The 19,006-nt window shown below is 46.0% G+C and carries 14 protein-coding genes and 1 pseudogene; 8 read left to right on the top strand and 7 right to left on the bottom strand.

The window, feature by feature from the left end; genetic code table 11:
• A pseudogene (locus ACO0KV_RS03925) lies at positions 1–110 on the top strand (IS5/IS1182 family transposase); the annotation flags it as partial.
• A gap of 283 nt (positions 111–393) precedes the next feature.
• Positions 394–570, top strand: a complete 177-nt coding sequence (locus tag ACO0KV_RS03920; RefSeq protein WP_423040086.1) for a hypothetical protein — start codon at positions 394–396, stop codon at positions 568–570.
• 1 nt (position 571) lies between these two features.
• Here ACO0KV_RS03920 and ACO0KV_RS03915 read toward each other — a convergent pair whose 3' ends face one another.
• From ACO0KV_RS03915 to ACO0KV_RS03900, 4 genes are all read right to left on the bottom strand, one after another.
• Complete coding sequence (locus ACO0KV_RS03915) at positions 572–1,957, bottom strand: putative bifunctional diguanylate cyclase/phosphodiesterase (protein WP_423040084.1); 1,386 nt, start codon at positions 1,955–1,957, stop codon at positions 572–574.
• Positions 1,958–2,248: 291 nt separating this feature from the next.
• Entirely contained in the window at positions 2,249–3,148 is a 900-nt protein-coding gene (locus ACO0KV_RS03910; RefSeq protein WP_423040082.1) for a patatin-like phospholipase family protein, read from the bottom strand.
• A gap of 10 nt (positions 3,149–3,158) precedes the next feature.
• Entirely contained in the window at positions 3,159–3,734 is a 576-nt protein-coding gene (locus tag ACO0KV_RS03905) for an OmpA family protein (RefSeq protein WP_423040080.1), read from the bottom strand.
• Between the two features lie 201 nt (positions 3,735–3,935).
• Positions 3,936–4,391 (bottom strand): cache domain-containing protein, encoded by a 456-nt coding sequence (locus ACO0KV_RS03900; protein ID WP_423040078.1) that lies wholly within the window; start codon positions 4,389–4,391, stop codon positions 3,936–3,938.
• 502 nt (positions 4,392–4,893) lie between these two features.
• Between ACO0KV_RS03900 and ACO0KV_RS03895 the strand changes: the two genes are divergently transcribed.
• Together ACO0KV_RS03895 and ACO0KV_RS03890 are read left to right on the top strand one after the other, a co-directional pair.
• A complete protein-coding gene (locus ACO0KV_RS03895) occupies positions 4,894–8,940 on the top strand; it encodes a Pls/PosA family non-ribosomal peptide synthetase (protein WP_423040076.1) in 4,047 nt (1,348 codons plus the stop codon).
• 29 nt (positions 8,941–8,969) lie between these two features.
• The gene (locus ACO0KV_RS03890; RefSeq protein WP_423040074.1) at positions 8,970–9,593 is read left to right on the top strand and encodes a 4'-phosphopantetheinyl transferase family protein; all 624 of its coding nucleotides are present in this window, start codon (positions 8,970–8,972) and stop codon (positions 9,591–9,593) included.
• Between the two features lie 106 nt (positions 9,594–9,699).
• Here the strand turns inward: ACO0KV_RS03890 and ACO0KV_RS03885 are convergent, their stop codons facing one another.
• The gene (locus ACO0KV_RS03885) at positions 9,700–9,927 is read right to left on the bottom strand and encodes a hypothetical protein (RefSeq protein WP_423018111.1); all 228 of its coding nucleotides are present in this window, start codon (positions 9,925–9,927) and stop codon (positions 9,700–9,702) included.
• Positions 9,928–10,237: 310 nt separating this feature from the next.
• Here ACO0KV_RS03885 and imuA point away from each other — a divergent pair, with 310 nt between their 5' ends.
• From imuA to ACO0KV_RS03865, 4 genes are all read left to right on the top strand, one after another.
• Positions 10,238–10,987, top strand: a complete 750-nt coding sequence (gene imuA / locus ACO0KV_RS03880; RefSeq protein WP_423040072.1) for a translesion DNA synthesis-associated protein ImuA — start codon at positions 10,238–10,240, stop codon at positions 10,985–10,987.
• Positions 10,988–11,037: 50 nt separating this feature from the next.
• Positions 11,038–12,567: a Y-family DNA polymerase gene (locus ACO0KV_RS03875; RefSeq protein ID WP_423040070.1), complete on the top strand. Its 1,530-nt coding sequence runs from the start codon at positions 11,038–11,040 to the stop codon at positions 12,565–12,567.
• A 66-nt stretch (positions 12,568–12,633) separates the two neighbouring features.
• A complete protein-coding gene (locus tag ACO0KV_RS03870) occupies positions 12,634–15,843 on the top strand; it encodes an error-prone DNA polymerase (protein ID WP_423040068.1) in 3,210 nt (1,069 codons plus the stop codon).
• Between the two features lie 45 nt (positions 15,844–15,888).
• Complete coding sequence (locus ACO0KV_RS03865) at positions 15,889–17,127, top strand: MFS transporter (RefSeq protein ID WP_423040066.1); 1,239 nt, start codon at positions 15,889–15,891, stop codon at positions 17,125–17,127.
• Between the two features lie 44 nt (positions 17,128–17,171).
• On the opposite strand, the gene ACO0KV_RS03860 is transcribed toward ACO0KV_RS03865, so the two are convergent.
• Together ACO0KV_RS03860 and ACO0KV_RS03855 are read right to left on the bottom strand one after the other, a co-directional pair.
• The gene (locus tag ACO0KV_RS03860) at positions 17,172–18,113 is read right to left on the bottom strand and encodes an L-lactate dehydrogenase (protein ID WP_423040064.1); all 942 of its coding nucleotides are present in this window, start codon (positions 18,111–18,113) and stop codon (positions 17,172–17,174) included.
• 207 nt (positions 18,114–18,320) lie between these two features.
• Positions 18,321–18,992 (bottom strand): thiol:disulfide interchange protein DsbA/DsbL, encoded by a 672-nt coding sequence (locus tag ACO0KV_RS03855; protein ID WP_423040062.1) that lies wholly within the window; start codon positions 18,990–18,992, stop codon positions 18,321–18,323.
• Positions 18,993–19,006 lie beyond the last annotated feature (14 nt).

The following is a 19,006-nucleotide window of genomic DNA, read 5'->3' as shown; positions in this document are numbered from 1 at the left end:
TCTTTGCTCACATCAAACAATTTAGGCGGGTTGCAACGCGATACGACAAACTCGCTGAACGATTTGCTTCATTTGTGGCAATTGCAGCTTCGATGCTTTGGTTAAAATAAATGTCAACACGCCCTAATCAAAAATAAGATGATTTATAAATTTTCCGCTCTTATTTATGGCGGTAGTAACAACGTACTCGTTCTACGCATTGATCTCACAAAATCACCTGCATAAATGACGTTGTGAAGAATGATTGGGATTCCAATCAGGTCATAGCGAGCTTCTGCAAAGCTGCCCGCTTCACAACCTTAGCGTAAGTTTATAGCAGATTGCAACAATGTGTTGTTGCAAGACACAATGAATATCTTCAGAGAAATAATATGCGCTTAACCTAAGCAAACGATGCGGATATTAGAAGGCATCTGGGTGCCTGTTACTCCACCATTCCGCCGACAAGAAGTCGATCGCATAGCGATACAAAAGCTTGCACTAGGTTTATACAGGTCAGGCACCAACGATATCGTCTTAGGTGGTACGACGGGTGAAGCTGACGAGATCCTACGTATTGTTTTTCAATAGATTACAAATTAATGTTAGATGTTTTTTCTCGTCGCTCTACAAACTGTAAGAAATCTTTAGAAGGTATCGCACGCCCAAAAAGGAATCCCTGAAAATGCATGCATCCCATCTCAAAAAGTAAACTGCGCTGCTCTTCTGTTTCAACCCCCTCGGCGAGAATCTGAAGATTTAATTCTGTAGCTAGAGTAATAATCGTTCTTACAATTGCTAAATCTTTTTCAGACACTGTCATTTGACCAACAAAACTTTTATCTATTTTCAATTGCGTCAGAGGTAATTGTCGAAGATAGGAAAGTGCCGAAAAACCAGTGCCAAAATCATCCAATGCAAATTGAATACCGTGGCGACCAAGCATCGACATAATAGAGACGACATCATTGACGTCTTGGGCAAGCGTACTTTCGGTAAGTTCTATTTTTAGTAGGCGGGCTGGCGCACCGGCATCTGCTATTTGAATAAGGACGTTTTCGGCAAACCGTTGATCAACGAATTGTGATGCGCTAACGTTCACTGCAAGCCATAGATGCTTCATTGATGGATGATTGCTCCATGACGCCAGTTGTTCGCATGCAGTTTTGAGAACCCAGTCACCTAACTGCGGCATCAGCCCGGCAGCTTCGGCGACAGGAATGAACTCTGCTGGAGAAATAAAACCACGTGCAGGATGTCGCCAGCGCAGCAAAGACTCGGCACCAACAACTTCTCCTTTTTCATTCAACTGGGGTTGATAATAAAGCTCCATTTCTCCCCGAATAAGACCATCGGCAATTTCCCCATCAAGTGAATCTTTATCCCTAACGTCGGCTTGAAACGCATGTAGTGTAAAAAATAAAGCAACTAAACCGAACAGGACATTCAGTGCAGTACCGGGGACTCTGATACTTTCATCCAAAAGGTAAGGTGTGATCCAGATCGGATTAACTACGGCAAAATAGCCATAAGCAAGCAAACAAACGACGGTGGATGTGTTGCGTATAAAAGCATTTTCTTCCCTGAGTAAAAGACAGCCTGCAGCAGCTAACGGGAGAAAACAAAGATGAATCGTCCGCGGCGTCGTTAGTGTAGGAATGTCAGTTAAAGCGGCACTCAGAAAAACGGCTAAATACAAGCACGTTAACCAAATCCATGATGCAGCTCTTAGCAAATTTCTTTGTTCTAAACGTAGCGAATAAAAAAGTGCCGCAATAGTAAGTGAGACAAAGGTAATGCCGAGCCAGTTCACGATAACGAGAAATAAAATAAGCCAGGCGAGACAGATGGTAATAGTGATCGCCGATCCTGTTCGTAGGATCAGTCGAATCCGCAGTTCATGCTGCCTCGCTCGTGTCAGAAGCGAAGTGGGGGTGAGTTTTTTCCTTGGGAATAGAGATGTTATTAATTTTCTCATATGACCGTCGGTGTAAGCTGTAGAGCTTTTTGTTGTTGTGGTAACGAATACTTGCCCAAATGAATTTCTATTTGATCTTATATTAAATCCTTGCTTCTAGCTGTCTCAACTTTGTCAAATTTAGTCAATCTTAACGGGATAGCCTTAGTTGATTAAGAAATAAATCAATAACCTCATTCCTAGTCAACCGTAACGTTGCAAATAAATACAGTTGTCAATTTCACTTCTGACGTCAACAATGAATCATTGTGTCCTCCGACTCAGAAGTAAAACTTATCAAAGTTAATTCACTTACACTAATGTAGCCAACGCTTGTTTAATCTGCGGCATCGCTTGAAGAGCTGCTTGGTAACCGGCAGCAATAAGCTCCTTTCGTGATTGGAAATCAGTACTTGAGAATTTTTTAAGATCTGGATGAATGAGAATGTCAGCTTTTTCTGCTTCCATACGTATCAATGATTGCCCCATAATGTCAAAAGACTGCATCAGCAATTCAAACATCCCATATAAATTGGCATTGTCTGTCTGTGCACTCACGTCAACGGCAATCACATAATTTGCCCCCATTTTTCTTGCTTCGTTGACTGGCAGAGGACTGATCAGACCACCATCGACAAACTCATCGCTACCCTGTCTTGCCGGGATGAAGACCCCAGGCATGCTACAAGACGCGCGCACAGCAAATCCGGGATTGCCAGATCGGAACAAATTGGCTTTACCAGAAATTAAATTCGTTGCAACAGCGCAAAATGGAATAGGGAAAGTTTCAATCGGTTTGGACTGCAAATATTGGTTCACCACGTTTTGTAAAGCGGTTCCAACGACCATCCCTCGTTTAGATCCCACAGAGAGATCGATGACTTCCATATCTTTCAGTTTAAGGGCGACCTCTTCCATTTGCGCACCAGTAAATCCTGCTGCGTAAAAGGCGCCAATAATACTGCCAGCACTGGTACCGACCACAAGGTCAGGTCGGATTTTATGCTTTTCGAGTGCCTGGATCACACCGATATGCGCAAACCCGCGTGCTGAGCCGCCGCCAAGCGCTAAACCAACTTTGGGTGGGCGACCAGAAGCAGTCGGTTTATTGGCAGCGACTGTATCGCCGGTATTTTTTTGTGCTGCAGATGCCGCAAATGGCAGACTAGCGCCCATTGCCAACATCAGGCGACGTTTCAGTTGAGTTTCCATGGCGGTCTTTCTATTTTTCAGGCGACTGTAAAATGCCTTGGTCAACCATACTCTTGAGTCTACTAAATGCAGTTTCAAACGTATTTGCTGCCTCTCCCTGAGTGATGTTTTCAATCTTCTCATCAAGGATAATAATTTCTGTCCGGCGATTAAATTTTCGTCCCTCGTCGGTCGCATTTGAGGCGACTGGATGCGTGAAAGAAAATCCTACAGTAGTCATTCGTGCATCAGGCACTTTGAGGTCAGTCAGCACTTTTTTGACTGCCGCCGCACGTTGTTCAGATAATTTTTGATTCAATGCAGTTGAGCCGAGGTTGTCAGTATGCCCCTCAACCGAAACGATTTTATTAGTTTTGGTGGTCAATAGATACGCAATACGTTCGAGGTAGGATCGCGAAGCATCAAGATTAACTTCCGCCTTACCGCTTTCAAAGAGTACATTGTCTGGCAATACGATTTGTACACCACGATCAAGCTGAGCAATTGGAAGAACTGGAATATTCGCCTTAGGGGCAGGTGGCGTACTGCAGGCGGCGAGGCTTAATGCTAATGTTGCGCAGATAAACGATGTGACGAGTTTTTTCATACTGACTCTCATGACAGAAATGATCGGAAAGTCATTATTTCATATTACACCTGCGGAAGAAATGACGCGTGACAATCGTTTTCATTCAATGACAACAACGCAAAACTCACGAAACTGCTCTTGGTAAATTTTTTGTGCAATGCCTTGATGATCGATTCTGCCAAAGAGAATCGATCATCAAATGTGTTATCGTCAACGGATTTATTTGGTTTTGTAAATGCCAGCTTCTAAGATGATGTCCCCCGTTCTAACAATGTAGGTCGATTTGTTTTCGACTTCTTTAGAAACGGGATTGTTGTAACGATAGTCGACCCACCCTTTACCTTTGGTTTTTGCCAAATTGACGATATCTTTTCTGTAGAGTTTTCCATCTGCGTCTGGTAGCTCGAGCATATTTTTGCCGACTAATTTTGCGTTGACTGGATGAGCCAGAATAATTCCATCAATACTCCGAACGTAGAGATAGATATCCCCTTTGATGAATTCGGGATTTTTATTATTGATTTCAGCAATCAAGCCTTCTTTGCTATTTTTATTTAAATACGACAAACCCTTTTCAACCATGGCAACCGCGTCAGCAGGAACGTCTGCTGCGAGAGTCACATTGATTACGCTAAAGAAAAAAATAGCTGTGAATAGTTTAAGAATGGATTTCATCGTAAGTCTCCATGAGGTAGCAACACTGAGGCTGGATTAGATTTTTTCAACACATGCAAAAGCAACACAACTAATTTGATTGCAAGAAGATGAATGATTAGCGCATAAATTGGTGGAAGTAATAAGTTACGTCCAATTAATTGGACGTGATAACTGTACACCTTTTTAATGCTTTCACTGAAATTATTATTCGTGTTTTTATCTAAGTAATTGAAATACTTACACGCTTTTTTTAACTTCAGCATTATTTTATTGTTATCACAAAAATACTTCATTGATTACGAGACGACTGTCATATTATTCGCATGAATGTATGTGATAATAAAATCTCACCGACGCATACGAACAAACACATGTTTGGTACGGTAAACGAGAACAGCCTATGCGCTTTTTCAGGGAATGTATTCTTCTGAATAAAAAATATTTATCCTTTTTTATCAATTTAGTTTGAAGAAATACGGATAAAATAAATAACAATATTACAAGCTCCCTTATCGATTTTATGTCTTTGTCAAGCAGCACTCAGTTGAACCCACACGTCTTATATGGCGAAAACAATCCTAATCTTATCCGTGACGAAATACTTGCTGATATATTGGAAAACACCGCGCAACGCTTTCCAGACAAGGCTGCGCTTGTATTTCAAGATCAAGTAATGAGCTACGGCACACTTGACGAGCGTGCTGATCAAGTTGCATCCGCACTCCTCCACGCTGGTGTTCGTTCAGGTCACATTGTTGGTCTTTGGTTGCCGCGAGGCATCGATTTATTGGTAATGCAAGCCGGTATTGCAAAGACAGGCGCTGCCTGGTTACCATTTGATGCTGACACACCGATCGATCGTATTGCGGTTTGCTTGGTCGACGCACAAGCTGTTGGATTATTGACATGTGCCGCACTGAGTAATATCTGTAAAGATTTGCCCTGCCAAATCTGGGCTGCTGAGACTATCCTGAATGAAAAGCAGACACCTCTGCTTAGACGAGAAACAGCCGATCCACTAGCCCCAGCCTATGTCATATATACGTCTGGATCAACTGGAAAACCAAAGGGCATCGTCGTTAATCAGACCAGTATCTGCCATTTTTTACGCTCCGAAAACGCGGTGTTGGGTATCCGTGAATCAGATAAAGTGTATCAAGGTTTCTCAGTCGCTTTTGACATGTCGTTTGAGGAAATCTGGATCAGTTATTTGGTGGGCGCTACTCTGTGGATAGCACCGAAAGAAATTACTGCTGATCCTGATGCGCTGCCTCTGGCTTTAGAGGTAAATCAGATTACCGTTCTCCATGCCGTGCCAACGTTGCTTGCCTTGTTCTCGCAGGACATAACTAGTCTTCGCTTGATTAACCTCGGCGGCGAGATGTGTCCTGAAACCTTAGTCAATCGGTTTAGTCGCGCCGGTCGGCAGATATTTAACACCTACGGACCAACTGAAGCGACCGTTTCTGCGAGCCTTGCCTCTTTACATGCCAACCAGCCTGTTAATATTGGAACGCCTTTGCCGAATTACTCGATGATGGTCGTAGCGACTGATATCGAAAATGGACTGCGTTTATTACCAGCAGGAGAAACAGGCGAGCTATGCATCTCAGGCCCTGGGGTGGCCATTGGCTATCTCGGACGCCCTGATCTGACTGCGGAAAAATTTCTACTCAATCCTTGGGCAACTGGTCCCTTTGATCAACGCTTATATCGCACCGGTGATCTCGCCTGTATTGAGACAAATGGCAGCATTCAATGTCTAGGACGTGCTGATGATCAGGTGAAAATCCGGGGCTTTCGGGTTGAACTTGGTGAAATTGAAGCAGTTCTTGCACAACAACCCGGCGTTGGTACGGCCGCAGTCATCCTACGAAAAGAAGATGACATTGATCAAATCATGGCATTTATTATGCGTGATGAGGCAGCGTTGACGAAAGCAGAAAGCTGCCCTTCCGATGCTGAATTTAAAGCGACATTACGTTCTCATTTGTCTCAAGTGTTACCGCCGTACATGGTTCCTTCCAGATTTGAATTTCTGAACGAGGTACCACGTCTGACCTCAGGGAAAATCGACAGAAATGCGCTCAAAAAATTAGAGTTAGGCAGCACAGTTAATCTAGGTGAATCAGATAGTGCAGCAAACAAAACGGAAGAATTTTTGTTTGCTGCTTTACATAGTTTATTCCCGGGACAAACGATCCGACGCCATTCTGATTTTTTCGTTGACCTAGGCGGACACTCGCTCATGGCTGCGAGGCTGGTTTCGCTATTACGGAAAAATAGTCGTTTTGCGTATTTCAAAATCGCGGACATCTATCAGCAACGTAGTGTAGGTAAAATCGCCGAACTATTAGAAGTTGCAGGCGTTGCCCAAGACAATATGCATGATAAAGAAGCGGATTGGGTGCCGCCATCAACCTGGAAGCGCTGGCTATGCGGCACGGCACAGGCGCTCGTTATTCCATGGCTAGTAGCGATTAGGATGGTGCAATGGCTAGCACCGTTCTTTGCCTATCACTTTCTGACAGGTGATCCTGACGACTCAAGTATCAGAGCGGTTCTACTCTCATTGGTAACATTCCTTTTGCTGACGCTTGCTGAATTTGGCATTGCTATTGCGGGCAAATGGATCGTTGTGGGTCGTTTAAAGGCCGGACGCTATCCGTTATGGGGATTGACGTATTTTCGATGGTGGTTAGGTGATCGACTGATTGAAGCTGCGCCGACCTATATGTTGAGTGGTTCTTCCTTGTATCCTTTGTGGTTGCGAGCATTAGGTGCAAAAGTTGGCAAAGACGTGACGATTGGATCCATTACGCTGAGAGTGCCGGATCTGCTGAATCTAGGTGATGGTGTCAGTATTGGCAGCGCGGTTAATTTAGAAAATGCGCGGGTCTGGCATGGGGAGTTGATTCTTGGGTCAATTTCCATCAAAGAAAATGCTTATGTAGGTTCGTATTCAGTGTTGGAAGGAAACGTTAGCCTAGAACCCAGAGCGCATCTTGATGGTCAATCCGCACTAGCGGATGGCATGGTCATTCCTGCAGGACGCGTTTGGAAAGGTTCCCCTGCGAGAGATTTTTCTGCCTTTGACCCAAGCAACTTACCACCCCGCCCTCTTTTCTCGAACATCCGAGCTATCGGTGAGATGGTATTTTTCATTATTGGCACCTTGCTGATTGGTTCTTTATTTTTCGTACCGGTATTTCCTAGCTTTGTCATCATTGATTGGTTTGATAATGCTGATACATTCCCTTGGTTGCAAAGTAGCTCGATTCCATTCCAGTTAACTAAATATTTCACGTTGGCATTCCCTGCAACTGCTCTTCTGATTATTTGTACTGCTTTATTGTCAGCAGGAATCAGATGGTTTATTCTGCCAAAACTCAAACCTGGCCTATATCAAATTCATGGCAATACGTATTGTCAAAAATGGCTGGTCAATCAGATTCAAGAGTCTAGTTTGCACGTATTACACGGTATTTATGCGACAGTCTACGCCCCGTTTTGGTACCGTCTGTTAGGTGCTAAGGTAGGGAAAGGCGCTGAGATTTCGACAGCATTAGGGGTGGTTCCAGATATGCTGACGCTTGGTGATGAAACGTTTATCGCTGATGCAGTTTTGCTGGGTGACGAAGAAATTGACGCTGGATGGATGAAAATGCAGCCAACAGTCATATCGCGGCGTAGTTTTGTTGGTAATGGCGCTTACATCCCCGATGGTACTATTTTACCTGAAAATGTGTTGATTGGCGTTCACAGTTGCGCACCCACAAATGCGCAAATGCATGCAGGTGACACGTGGTTAGGCTCACCTCCGATTCATCTGCCAGCCCGCGAAGAAACCAAAGGATTTCCAGAAAATTTAACCTTTACGCCTTCGGCAGCAAGACGTATCGGTCGTGGTTTAGTTGAAGCCTTCCGTATTATTACGCCGCATGCGATTATCATCGCGGTGGGCTATACGGTAGTACTCAATCTCATGCCTTTAGCAGGTGACGATCGCTGGATGGAAGTATTTTTATACTTATTATTTGCCGGATTGCTATACGGAATGGGCAGCTTTGGCTTTGTTTTAGTATTGAAATGGTTGTTGATCTATCGCTATAAAAAAGCGAGCGTCCCGATGTGGACACCGTTTGTCTGGCTCTCAGAAGGAATCACTAATCTGTATGAGGGCGTCGCTATTCCCAATTTTATGCGTTACTTACGCGGTACGCCGTGGCTTCCTCTTGCTTTCAATATGCTGGGATGCCGAATCGGTAAAGGGGTGTATCTAGATACAACTGATATTACTGAGTTTGATTGCGTAAGCATTGGCAACTACACAGAAATTAATGCCCTAGCCTGCCCACAGACACATTTATTCGAAGATCGTGTGATGAAGGTGGATCATGTGGTAATCGGTGAGCGTGTCTATATGGGAGCACGTAGTTCAGTCTTATACGGTGCTGAGGTCGGTAACGGTGCGAGCCTCGGGGCGCTGACATTAGTAATGAAAGGCGAATTTATACCTGCCAATTCAAGTTGGCGTGGATGTCCGGCGGCAATGACAGGAATTTAATCTGTTGTATCTTTCATTCTCTGATGGCGATGAGTAACTATTTTTCAGTATTAATATGGCCTCTCCAGGCTCAGGTAGCACTGGAGAAGTTTGCATCAGGAAAAATAATTGTCATCGCTACACTCACCCCAGAGAACATGGCACGTGATGCCGCCAGGCAGCATCTTCGTCTAGCGCTCAGTGAGTTTTTAGCAGCGGCATTTCACTCACCTGCTGAGCAATTACGGATAACAAGCGTGATTGCTGAGGGAGTAAAAGTGTCCATCGGTGACGTCGACGTACACATTTCAACTAGCCATGAGTCTGGCATCTCTGTTGCAGCCATTAGCGGCCTAGGCCGAATTGGCGTCGATATCATGCGAATTGACTTACCCGTTGATTGGCAAGATGTTGCCCGACTCTATTTTGGTGAACGACGAACTACAACTCTTATTGCTACTGCAAAACCACATCAAGCTCCGGTATTCGCACAATATTGGACACAACTTGAAGCAACACTAAAATGTGCAGGTTGCGCGTTAACTGAATACGAGACCCAAATTACTCCTGAGTTTAGCGATAAGCTCAAAGATATTCATGTCTACCCTCTTGATGTAACCAACGGCTATACAGCGAGCCTTGCGTTGCAAGGTAAAAAACATCCCCCTCACTGATCTAGATGGCAAAAGCAACTTCTATCCTGAATCAGATCACAAGAGCTTGATAATAACCTCGTCACGATGTCGCTCGATGGTTTTACCCTCCTAGACTTCGCAACAATTACCAGTTTGCCTTAGACAATATAATCAACCACTTTTTGCAAAATAAAATTTCTAAGTGCCCTGCTTGTACGCCTGTAGAACAATCAATCACAGGATTCACATGGTAAGCACGCTGTCTGAAATCACGGCAAACAAAAATTTCACGGCGGCCTAAGCGCATCAAAAAAGAGGTAGGCGCGAATTGCAAACTAAATCGGGTGTCAAATGCTGTGTCGAGGTGTGCCATGGTCAATCTCCGTGTCGGTTGATAATACAAAAATATCATTCAGGACATCATTGAGAACGTCTCATCTTCATTTAAATCATCGTTTGTCCTTGATACAAACTTTAACACAAAGTACTGTATAAGCAATCAGTATTTGTATTAATGTTGCGTAATCTGCACACCCTATCGTTTCTTATAAAATTATAGAAATTTACCTAAAACCCTTACTGGTATTGGGTTTGCAGGCTTTTTTATATTTTTCTATAAAATTCTTTTGAAGTTTCAGCGCTCAGACAATATACTGTATATTTAATCAGTATATTGCTTTGTGATGACTCAACTTCATTTGCCAGCTGACCGCACTCATGAACGACATAGGTTAGAAAACCGATATCCGGGTATCTGGCGTGCATCGCAGTTAGCGCATGATATGGCCGCAACAATTCATACCGGTTATATCGCTTTAAATCAGGAGTTGCCAAATGCGGGCTGGCCGTTGGGTCAGTTAATCGAAATCCTGATTGCGCAGTTTGGTACTGCAGAATTAAATCTATTGATGCCCGCGCTGAAACGACTTGATCACCGCCCTGTCGCCCTTCTCGCACCACCGCATATTCCCTTTGCATCAGCCTACCAACAGGATGCGGCTGAGGCTGTTTCTCTGCTCTGGATTGCGGGGACGAAGCACAGTGATCATTTGTGGTCAGCAGAGCAAATTTTAAAAAATGGTAGTTGTGGTGCTTTATTACTCTGGCAAAAGCAGATAAAAACTGAGGTATTGCGACGGCTGCATCTGTTGGCGCAAAAATCACAGACATTATTTTTTGTTATCCGCCCGATGCAGGCTGCGCAGTCACCATCACCTGCGGTCTTACGGATTGCTCTGACCCCAAAAGCATCAGGGATGCAGATCAATATCCTCAAACGTCGTGGAGCAAGCAACGAAGCCCCGCTATTTTTATACACCAATGATCACCCCTATCTGTCAAGCCGGGTAATTGAACCGCTCCGGCAATCTGTGCCGGACAGTCCATTGGGATTGTCGCGGCAAGATCAGCAAAAGCAGACCAGTATTTTTTAAATCATTACCGACTCTAACCATACCCATTCATACTTTTAGCAGACTACAACATGAAACTTCGCGCAGATACAGGAGAGTCGACCTGGATTGCAGTCCATCTGCCATTGATTGAACTGGAGGCCTTCATCCCCTGCTGGCAACATGGGTTAAGGTCTTCCGCCATCGTCGTATTAAAGCAAAATCGTGTTATCGCAATGTCTCACACGGCGATGGTGGCGGGGGTACGTGTTGGTATGCGACGTGGTGGCGTACAAATGCTACTTCCTGACGTACATTTTTTCACGCAAGACAATACCCGTGAAACAGCCGCTTTATCCGCCATCGCACTTGCCCTACTCCGTTACACACCACAGGTTAGCTTCGCCGAAGATGCCAGTATTTTGCTCGATATTGGTGCCAGCATCAGACTATTTGGAGGATTGCCTTCATTGCGACGTCTGGTGCGTTCAACCGTTAAGTCGCTGGGATATAGTCCCACAATCGGCTGTGCACCGACCGCAAAAACAGCATGGTTATTCGCCAGAAATGCGGCACGTATTGGTCGCTTGGGGCAATCCTGTCTGCGTACGACACACATTTCGGCCGCCACTGACCGCTTATCCGTGGATTTATTGATCGCTGCGGCAAGCTCACACGACCTGTTGCAAGGCCTCGCATGCCATTCCCTTGCAGACCTGAAAGCATTACCCCGCGCTGGTTTGCAACGACGATGTGGTAAGAGTTTGTTGGCAGAACTTGATCTTGCTTATTCGTCACGTTCAACGCCACAAATATGGATTGTGGCTGCGCCTGAATTTTGTGCCAAGATAGAGTTGCCGGATCGGTCAGATAGTACAGAGGAACTATTTACTTATAGCCGGAGTTTGTTAAGCCAACTATTGGGATGGCTTCATGCGCATCAGTTCGCTGTCAAACAATTACGCCTTGAGCTACAACATGAACGTGGTCGTCAGGCAGTTGCGCCGAGTGTGCTTGACATCGATCTGGCCGTCGCCAGTTGGCAAGAGTCTAACTTACTACCGTTACTCAAAGAAAAAATTTCTCTTTTACGCTTACCTGGGCCTGTGATCAGTCTCGTGCTTAAAGCCCCAGAGACGGTGACTAGAGCGCTGGCAAGTGATTCCTTGTTTCCCGAAACCGTCACCAATCCGGCAGATCATCAACATTTGCTGGGTTTATTGGTTGCACGACTCGGTGCAGCGCAGGTGTTACGCCCTTGTAGCCAGGAAGATCACCGTCCTGAATTTGCTAATCAATGGATTTCAGTGATGGAGCCATCCGTATCAACGCATTCCAAAGAAAGCTCAGTAACACCGTTGACGATACTCAGACCAACATGGCTATTAGCGCAGGCTATCGTACTCGAAGTCCGCCGACATAAACCTTACTTAGATTCAGAACTCACACTGATTTCGCCGGCTGAACGAATAGAAGCTGGCTGGTGGACCGATCAGACTCAGGTACGAGACTACTTTGTTGCCGTCAGTGCTGATCATATACGTTACTGGATTTATCGTGAACGCTCCTCTCATCGGAATAATGCAGCGCCTGCGTGGTTCTTGCATGGCATTTTCGGATAACGCGCAGAGCATTAGAGAGTCCATCAGTAACAACCTCAGTGACGCCATCATCAACAATATCAAACTATGCAATTTTTGGATAAAAACCTGAACAAAAACCCGGCAACAACGCTATTGCCTGCGTATACCGAGTTATTCTGCCTATCGAATTTCAGCTTTTTACATGGCGCATCGCATGCCGAAGAATTAGTCAAACGTGCGTCTCAATTAGCCTACCATGCGCTGGCAATCACCGACGAATGCTCGTTCGCAGGCATCGTCCGCGCACACGATGAAGCCAAGTTGCAACAACTAACCTATATTGTCGGCACTTATTTCAAGCTAACCCAAAAGGATGAAACACTTCCACCTATCACCCTAATCGCCTTAGCAATGAACCGCGAGGGCTATGGGAATTTATCTGAACTCATTACCTTAGGGCGTAGTCGCTGCAGCAAAGGCAACTATCTGCTCACGCATGAAGATCTGAGCGCACCGACAAATGACTACGAGCATTTGTCAGGTCTTCCAGACTGTCTTTTGATTTTGGTTCCCGATTATCCAGTGCAGACTGACATCCTAGCTTTACAGGCAAAATGGTGCGCGCAGATTTTTGCCAAGAGGGTCTGGATAGGATTGAATTTATTGCTGCAGTCAGGTGACTACTATCATCAACAAGGCGTGGCACATGTTGCCACTGGATTAGGCCTGCCGGTGGTCGCTCTAGGACATGTACTGATGCATGTGCGATCCCGCAAACCTTTACAAGATACGTTAACAGCTATCCGACTAGGCAAGTCCATTGCCGAATGCGGTTATGCGCTGGCAGCCAATGCAGAGCAACATCTACGTTCCCGACTCAGGCTGGCAAATATCTATCCGACAGAGGCATTGGCAGAGACGATGAAAATCGCTAGTTTATGTCATTTCTCACTCGACGAATTACGCTACGAATACCCAGAAGAAGTTATTCCAAAGGGACAAACACCAGCCAGTTATCTGCGAAGCGAAGTATATGCAGGGGCAGCCTTGCGCTATCCTAACGGCGTTTCTGAGCATCTAAAAAAAACGATCGAACACGAGCTGCATCTGATTAACGAATTAGCCTATGAAGCCTACTTTTTAACAGTGCATGACATCGTCAAGTTTGCGCGTCAACAAGGGATACTTTGTCAGGGACGTGGGTCGGCTGCTAACTCGGTTGTCTGCTACTGCTTATACATTACCGAAGTCAACCCAGAGGTCAATAGCCTGTTATTCGAACGCTTCATTTCAAAAGAGCGTGGTGAGCCGCCCGATATCGATGTCGATTTTGAACACCAGCGACGTGAAGAAGTCATTCAGTACATTTATAAAAAATACGGCCCCAACCGCGCCGCGCTCGCTGCGGCTGTGCACACCTATCGTCCTCGCGGTGCACTGCGTGAAACAGGTAAAGCGCTGGGAATGGATGAAGCCTTCATCGATATGGCTGCTAAGTCGCATCACTGGTTTGATAGCAAACAGGATTTGCTCGGACGGTTTGCAGAATGTGGTCTCGATACAAGCTCAATGCAGGCCCAGCAATGGGCCAGTCTCGCGACACAGTTACTACGTTTCCCGCGCCACTTATCCCAGCATAGCGGTGGTTTTGTGATTGCCCGCGGCAAGTTATCCAGACTGGTGCCGATTGAAAACGCAGCCATGAGAGATCGTCGCGTGATTCAGTGGGATAAGGACGACCTTGAGTCACTAGGTTTATTAAAGGTCGATATTCTGGCGCTAGGGATGTTATCAGCACTCAAACGAGCGTTGAATTTAATGAAAACACTCCCTGGCAAACCAGGCCGGATGCAGGATATCCCCCGTGAAGACAAAGCCACCTATGACATGCTCTGTCGAGCCGACACTGTTGGCGTCTTTCAGATTGAGTCGCGGGCGCAAATGAGCATGCTGCCGCGTCTGCGCCCACGGCAATTTTATGATTTAGTTGTTCAAGTTGCAATTGTGAGACCTGGACCAATTCAAGGTGGGATGGTGCATCCCTATCTACGTCGTCGGCAGGGGCTCGAGCCAATCGAGTCGCATCAGGATCCGGCAATGCAAAAAGCGCTGGGGCGGACACTCGGCATTCCGATCTTTCAGGAGCAAGTCATGCAAATTGCCATGCTTGCAGCCAACTTTACCGCGGGAGAAGCTGATGGCTTGCGGCGCGCGATGGCTGCATGGAAACGCAAAGGTGGACTGGATGCCTATCATGATCGCATCGTGGATGCGATGGTGAAAAACAACTATACGCTGGAATTTTCCGAAGGTATTTTTGAACAAATGAAGGGCTTTGGTGACTATGGTTTCCCTGAAAGCCATGCGGCCAGTTTTGCGATTTTAGCCTATGTCAGTAGCTGGATTAAACGACACGAACCTGCTGTGTTTTTATGCTCGCTGCTTAATTCTCAACCTATGGGGTTTTATTCTCCGTCACAGCTAATTCAGGACGCGAAAAGACATGATGTTCACATCAGGCCAATTGATGTGATGTATAGCACCTGGGATTCAACAGTAGAAACAAATGATCCTCCCACCCACATCAATACGTTCACAGGCACATTACAACCCGCCGTACGTTTAGGAATGTCACTCTTAAATGGCATGTCACAGGATGCCGCCATCCGAATTCATACCGCACGCACACAAGGGGCGTTTACTGATGTCGCCGATCTCGCTGGTCGAGCGCAACTCAATCGACATGATTTACACGTGCTTGCCGCAGGTAATGCGCTGTTGACGCTTGCTGGCCATAGACGGCAGGCATTGTGGTCGGCCGTTGGTGCAATACCTGATCACGATCTATTAAGAGGCACATCATTGCAAGAAACGTCGCCAGTTCTTTCTGCCCCCAGTGAAGCACAAGAAATTATGAGCGACTATCAAAGCACAGGCTTAACTTTGCAGCGTCACCCACTTGCTCTTTTACGCAAACAATTACTGGCTAAACGTTTTTTGCCTGCGACGATGCTCAATACCTTTCAGCAAGGTCAATTTGCGCGTGGTTGCGGTATCGTTACCATCAGACAGCGCCCAGGTACCGCCAATGGTGTCATGTTTGTGACGTTGGAAGACGAAACAGGTACGGTCAATGTACTCGTATGGCCAGCACTAGTTGAACAGCAGCGCCGAGAACTGCTGGGGGCAAGCTTATTAGGTGTGTATGGCATATGGCAAAGAGAAAATGAAGTATGTCACCTGCTCGCCAAACGGCTAGTGGATCTGTCACATTTACTCGGCGAGTTAGACGTCAGCAGCAGGAATTTTTGTTAAAATAAATGCACGTCACATCGCCTGACTCTAAAAGAAAGACCACACTTGAATCCCACATCCAGCACAAGGCCAGATCGGGCAGTCAACATTCCAAGTGCTGCCCATCATCAATATCGTCAGCAGCGCCAGGCATTGACTGCGGCATCAACTGCGCATGCTGTGCATGACGGCTTAACCGATCTGATTTACGTTCTTCTACCCATCTGGCAAACTCAGTTTGGTATTAGCTATGCGATGGCCGGGTTAATGCGCGGAGTTTACGCTGGGTGTATGGCAAGTTTTCAAATTCAAGCAAGTAAATTCGCAGAAAAATATGGCCGGCGAACTTTACTCGTTGGCGGTACGGCACTTGCAGGCCTTGCCTATCTGCTTGCGGGCCAGACAGCAACGTTTATTGGACTGACCGCTGCCCTTGCGATTGCAGGCGTAGGGGCAAGTACACAACACCCATTGGCATCATCATTAGTCGCAGATGCCTATGACGATGACAAATCCCGCTCCCGTTCCGCATTGGCCACCTATAATTTTGCTGGCGATCTCGGCAAAATGGCACTCCCCGCCGCAGTTGGTTTCGCATTAAGCTGGTGGAGTTGGCAGCAAAGCGTCAGTATGGTCGGCATATTTGGCCTTCTAACGGCAATCTGGCTAGCATGGGCAATCAAAGAATCCCCCGTAGCAACTCACCCCTTAGCAACAAACACCATTGAAAAGACGGAGACAAAAAATAACCACGCCTACGGCCGCGGCTTTCAGGCATTGTTAGCCACCGGCGTTATTGATTCAGCAACACGGATGGGTTTTTTAACTTTCCTGCCATTCGTACTTAAAGACAAAGGGGCGACCACAGCAAACATTGGCGTGGCATTGACACTGCTGTTTGTTGGTGGTGCTGCCGGAAAACTGGTCTGTGGTTACCTTGGACGCCGTATTGGTATGCTAAAAACCGTCTGGCTCACAGAAATTCTCACTGCCATCGTCATTTTCTGCATTTTATACCTGCCGCTAACGCCGGCATTGCTGACACTGCCTGTGATTGGTCTGGCGTTAAACGGAACCTCGTCAGTCCTGTATGGTAGTGTTCCAGAACTTGTGTCCACTCATCGCCGTTCACAGGCCTTTGCGCTGTTCTATACCGGCACGATTGGTGGCAGTGCGCTCTCTCCCCTGCTTTTCGGATGGTTAGGCGATCACACAAACATCATTGCAGCGATGAAATGTGTCGCACTTTTTGTCATTCTGACTTTGCCACTGGCGTGGGTGGTAGATAAAGAATTACCGACTTAACAAAAACGCGTCCAGAAAAGTAACCAGATAGATTCCAGCACAAATCAAAAACTGATCTTCTCCATATGCACCCGAATAATTTCGGCACTTTGACGCAATGCACTCTTTTCAGCGGGATTAAGTGGTGGCACAACGGTCATTTGAATTCCATCCCGACCGATAATGTGCGGGAGCGACAACGCAACATTCTCCACGCCCTCAACTGAGGGCATCACCGAACACACGGTATAAGCGACCCGTTCATCGTACAACACACTACGACAAAGACTAGCGATGGCTGTACCCACGCCAAAATACGTCGATCCTTTACCCGCAATAATTTTATAAGCAGCGCCGCGGACATCTTGCTCAACCTGTCGCTTCATTTCTTCAGTTAATATCACTCCTTTTGCCTGCGCGAACTCTTCCAGAGAAACGCCAGCAATCCGTGCGCCTGACCAGACCAAGACCTCTGAGTCGCCATGTTCCCCAACGACGCATGCGTGTACAGAGCTTGGTGCTACCCCGAACAATTGACTGAGTAAAGTCCTAAAACGCGCTGTATCCAGAATCGTGCCACTGCCAAATACCCTGCATGCTGGGATACCTACCCGCACCGCCAGCGTTGTCGCTACTTGTGTCATGATATCAAGCGGATTCGTTGCGATGAGAAAGACAGAATCGCTAGCAGACTGAATAATTTTCGGCATGATATCAGCAAAAACTAATGCGTTTTTTTGCAGCAAATCGAGACGTGTTTCTCCAGGCTGTTGACTAACGCCAGCGGCTATTACCACCAATTGACAACCCGCCAAAGCTGCAAAGTCACCACTAGAAATCAGCACTGGATGACAAAAAGGTGTTGCATCCCGGAGGTCCATTGCCTGTGCAGCAGCCAAGGAGGGTTGATGATCAACCAAAACAATTTCACTAGCCACGCCTTGTAACACTAAACAGTAAGCCGCCGTGCTACCGACATATCCCGTACCCACAATCCCAATTTTCATCTTTACGCCTCCTTTAAGCTAATACCCCCTAAGCATACGTACATTGAAATTTTTAAAAAATAAATACACTGAAAATCTTAATGCAGATCAAATTCTCTCGCTTCAGGGTATGCATTTACATTTTTTAGCATCTCGACAGGATCTACCAATATAAAAAAGCGCTCAAACCAGTGAGCGCTTTTTTGGGAGTCAGACTCATCTGTGTGATTACTTTTTTAAACGCTCCTTGAGCACATTAGCAACCAACGCATCAATCACCTGAAATGTCGCCTGAGTGACTTCATTGCGGTTCATCTTAGGATTGCTCGCAGAGAGCAAAACCGGATTAGTCAAATAGCGTCCGTTAATTATAAAAGTCGGCGTATTCTCGACTTCATAAGTATCAGAGAGCTTAGGTAGGCGCATTCGCGCTGATGTGACTGAAAAAGAGTTGTAAGCATCGACAAATTTCGCTTTATCGATGCCATTAGCGACCGCCCAATCAATATTATCCTGATCCGTTTTTAAACGAATATGATCAATGTGCCACGTTTTTAGCACTTTGGCGTGCATACTTTGTTCCAGACCAAGTGCCTGGAGCGTTAAAAACAGATGCGCTTCCGGATCATTGGGGCCGTCATAAGGCAAATGAATGCGACGAAACTCAACATTATCGCCCTGGCGCTTTAACCATTCTGCAATGTCCACTTCAGTCGCGTTACATGCAGGGCAGTGATACATAAAAAACTCAATCACCTCAACCTTACCTGGAGCAGCTTTTGCCTCTTGGGGTATTTTTAATGCAATGTATTCAACCCCTTTGACCGGGCTGACTGGTGATGAACTTGCAACCGAAGAAATAAAAGCCAAGCTCATCAAAGCGAAACGCACAAAACGCATTATGTTCTTTCTCA

Origin of the sequence: Undibacterium sp. RuRC25W, from assembly GCF_049339825.1 — a bacterium.
Lineage (GTDB): Bacteria > Pseudomonadota > Gammaproteobacteria > Burkholderiales > Burkholderiaceae_D > Undibacterium.
Note: the sequence above shows the minus strand (reverse complement) of the source record. Positions and strands in the feature narration are given on the sequence as shown.